Genomic DNA, 3,152 nt, shown 5'->3' on the forward strand with positions numbered 1-3,152 from the left:
GAACTGGCCTCCGCCCTTTCAGTTTCGCCGGAAGACGCCGTCTTCGCGCCCGAAATCGTTCGATTTTCGCAGGCCACCAGGATTCGGTTGGTTGACCGGCAGAAACAGACTCTTTGTTCGGTACTTATCTGAACACTACCGTTTCACCATACCGTGCGGACCGGCGTCGGCGGTGGGGCGTGTGCTTTTGGCGATGCAACCCTGACCCACGGTAATGAACTCGACTCCGCCACGGCCGAAAGGTGACCCCCTGTTCGGCAACGCCCGCCAGTACGCCGACGACCCGTTCCGGTTTCTCACCGCCTGTGAACGCGCCTACGGCGACGTCGTCCAGTTGAATCTGGGGCCGCTGGACACTTATATGGTGACCAACCCCGACGACATCCAGCAGGTGCTCGTCGCGGACGACGCGAACTACGTCAAACCCGACTTCCAGGACGACGCCATCGGCGATTTGCTGGGCGAGGGACTGCTGTTGAGCGAGGGCGAGACGTGGCAGTCCCAGCGTAAACTCGCCAACCCCGCGTTTATGATGGACCGACTGGAGGGGTTCACCGACACCATCGCCGGCCACGCCGAGACGATGGTCGACAGTTGGGCCGACGGCGACCGCCGGAACGTGGAACTGGCGATGACGGCGGTCACTCTCGACGTGATCTGTGACCTGATGCTCGACGTCCGGTTGAGCGAGCGCCAGCGCCGGATCATCAGGGAGAACTTAGAGCCCATCGGTGCCCGGTTCGAACCCGACCCGATCAGGTTCATCACGCCCGACTGGGTGCCGACGCCCGACAACCGCGAGTACCAGGCGGCCCTCTCGGAACTGGAGGGCGTCGTCGACGAGATAATCGCCGAGCGCCGCGGGACGGAGGGTCACGAGGACGACGACGACCCGCCGATGGACGTCCTCTCGATACTGTTGCGCGCACAGAACCGCGGCGAACAGAGCGAGACACAACTCAGAGACGAGGTGGTGACGATGTTGCTCGCGGGCCACGACACGACGGCGCTGACGCTGACCTACAGTTGGTACCTGCTGGCGAACCACCCCGAGATAGAGCGACAGGTCCACGAGGAGGTCGATGCCATCTGTGACGGGTCGGTGACGATGGCCGACGTGCGGGAGATGGACCTGATCGACCGCGTCATCAAGGAGTCAAACCGGCTGTACCCGCCGGTGTACGTCATCTTCCGCCAGCCGACGACGGACGTGGAACTCGGGGGGTATCGCGTCCCCGAGGGGTCGTCGGTGATGCTCCCCCAGTGGGCGGTCCACCGCTCGCCGGACTACTGGGAGAGTCCCGAGCAGTTCGACCCCGGCCGGTGGACGGGCGAGGACGACCGCCCGCGGTTCGCGTACTTCCCGTTCGGCGGCGGCCCGCGTCACTGCATCGGCAAGCACCTCGCGCTGCTGGAGGCGAAAGTGATTATGGGGACGATAGCACAGCAGTACAGCCTCGACACCGAGCGGAGCGGGCAGTTGGAGTTACGGCCGTCGCTGACGATTCACCCCCGGGGCGGACTGGAGATGACCGTCGAAGAGCGGTGACCGCGCTCAGGCGTCGGCCGGTTGCTGGGAGATAGCGGTCGTCAACAGGGGCCGCAGCAGTTTCACCAGCGGCGTCCGGGAGCTATCCGTCCAGACGGCGCGGTGAGTCGAGACGCCCGGCAGCGAGGACCCGGCGTCGGCGCTGACCAGCATACTGTCGCTGTCGACCATACAGACGGCGCTCATCGCGCCCGGTCGGATGGGGTAAGATTCCCACCACGTCCACGTCTCGACGACGGTCACGTCCGCGCCGGTGCCCGCGACGGCCTCGCGTATCTCCCCGCCGGGCGAGCCGACCAGCACCTCGACGCCGCGGGCGGTGGCGGCGTCGATGGCGGCCAGCAAGTCGTCGGTCAGCAGGTCCGCCGCGGCGACGGCCAGCAGGACCTCCGAGTCGGCGTCCTCGATCAACTGCCGGAGGCGGCCGCTGACTTCCTCGGAGCCCTCGATGACCCAGATGTCGCCCGCCTCACCTCGCGCTCGGGGGACTCCAACCGGTCGAAGAGGGTGTCGAGGCGTTCGAGTCGCCTGCTGTAGTACTGGTCGAGAGTTCGCAGCGCCTCCCGCGTGGTGGCCGCGCGGAAGCGTCGGGGTTTCGACTGCTGGACGTCCACCAGCCCGCGGTCCGCGAGCGCGTCCATACAGTCGTACACCCGCGCCTGCGGGATGTCAGCCACCTCGCTCACCTCCTTGGCCGTGCCGTGGCCGATGCGCGAGAGCGCGACGAAGCATTTGGACTCGTACTCCGTCAACTCGAAGGACTGCAACACGTCGACGCACTCTTCGACCGTGCCGCCGACCCCGTCCGGTGTAGTGTTCGGTGTCATAGCTGTCTCCGCACGGCGGCCGCCTCGCCCCGCCGCGGTTGGTCTGCGCGCCCCTTTGGCGTAGACTCGTTTAACCGCTTTGCTTTTTTCACTCTCGTAGAAACCGACTTCAGTACTCCGAGCCACCTTCGGAGGGGCACGCTAGCCGCGTTCGGGGCACACCTCACTGTGTAGGTAGCATCTTTTTATATGTGGGGTCCGTTTTCTACGATAGTAAAAACGAGACTGAGAGGACGCACATAAGAACAGTGGGGTGGGCCCGGACGGTCCCCCAGAGCGACACCGCGAACACAGATCCATGGCACAATCCAACACGAACCTCCGATCACACCGCCGAGAACGCACCGAGACGGACGAACAGACGACCGACGAACAGGCAGACGAACTCACCTGTCCGGAGTGTGGCGCGGACGGTATCGCCGTCGAGAAGCGCGGCGAGACAGTGTGTGAGGCCTGTGGCGTCGTCATCGAGGAGGATATGATCGATCACGGCCCCGAGTGGCGGGCCTTCGACTCGAACGAGAAAGACCGCAAGTCCCGCGTGGGCGCGCCCTCGACGAACACGCTCCACGATAAGGGGCTCTCGACGAAGATAGACTGGCAGGACACCGACGCCAAGGGGTCGTCGCTGTCGCCGCGCAAGCGCTCCCAGATGGTGCGCCTGCGGACGTGGGACGAGCGGTTCCGCGCCCAAAGTGCCCGCGAGCGCAACCTCAAGCAGGCGCTTGGCGAGGTAGACCGGATGGCCTCGGCGCTGGGCCTGCCCGAGACGTCCG

4 protein-coding genes are annotated in these 3,152 nt (G+C 65.5%); 2 read left to right on the top strand and 2 right to left on the bottom strand.

Going from position 1 to position 3,152, the window contains the following annotated elements:
• Positions 1 to 214: 214 nt before the first annotated feature.
• Positions 215 to 1,549 carry a cytochrome P450 gene (locus GJ629_RS15195; RefSeq protein WP_157513769.1) on the top strand — a complete coding sequence of 445 codons (1,335 nt, stop codon included), beginning with the start codon at positions 215 to 217 and terminating at the stop codon, positions 1,547 to 1,549.
• Positions 1,550 to 1,555: 6 nt separating this feature from the next.
• On the opposite strand, the gene GJ629_RS17335 is transcribed toward GJ629_RS15195, so the two are convergent.
• Together GJ629_RS17335 and GJ629_RS17340 are read right to left on the bottom strand one after the other, a co-directional pair.
• The gene (locus GJ629_RS17335; RefSeq protein WP_231754669.1) at positions 1,556 to 1,960 is read right to left on the bottom strand and encodes a hypothetical protein; all 405 of its coding nucleotides are present in this window, start codon (positions 1,958 to 1,960) and stop codon (positions 1,556 to 1,558) included.
• On the bottom strand, positions 1,957 to 2,376 hold the full coding sequence (locus GJ629_RS17340; protein WP_231754670.1) for a TrmB family transcriptional regulator: 420 nt from the start codon (positions 2,374 to 2,376) through the stop codon (positions 1,957 to 1,959). Before GJ629_RS17340 ends, GJ629_RS17335 begins: the two co-directional genes overlap by 4 nt.
• A gap of 298 nt (positions 2,377 to 2,674) precedes the next feature.
• On the opposite strand from GJ629_RS17340, the gene GJ629_RS15205 reads away from it, so the two are divergent.
• Positions 2,675 to 3,152, top strand: a 478-nt coding sequence (locus GJ629_RS15205; RefSeq protein ID WP_305037663.1) for a transcription initiation factor IIB family protein, incomplete at its 3' end; no start/stop codon positions are given.

Source organism: Halapricum sp. CBA1109 (assembly GCF_009741825.1).
In the GTDB taxonomy this organism is placed as follows: Archaea; Halobacteriota; Halobacteria; order Halobacteriales; family Haloarculaceae; genus Halapricum.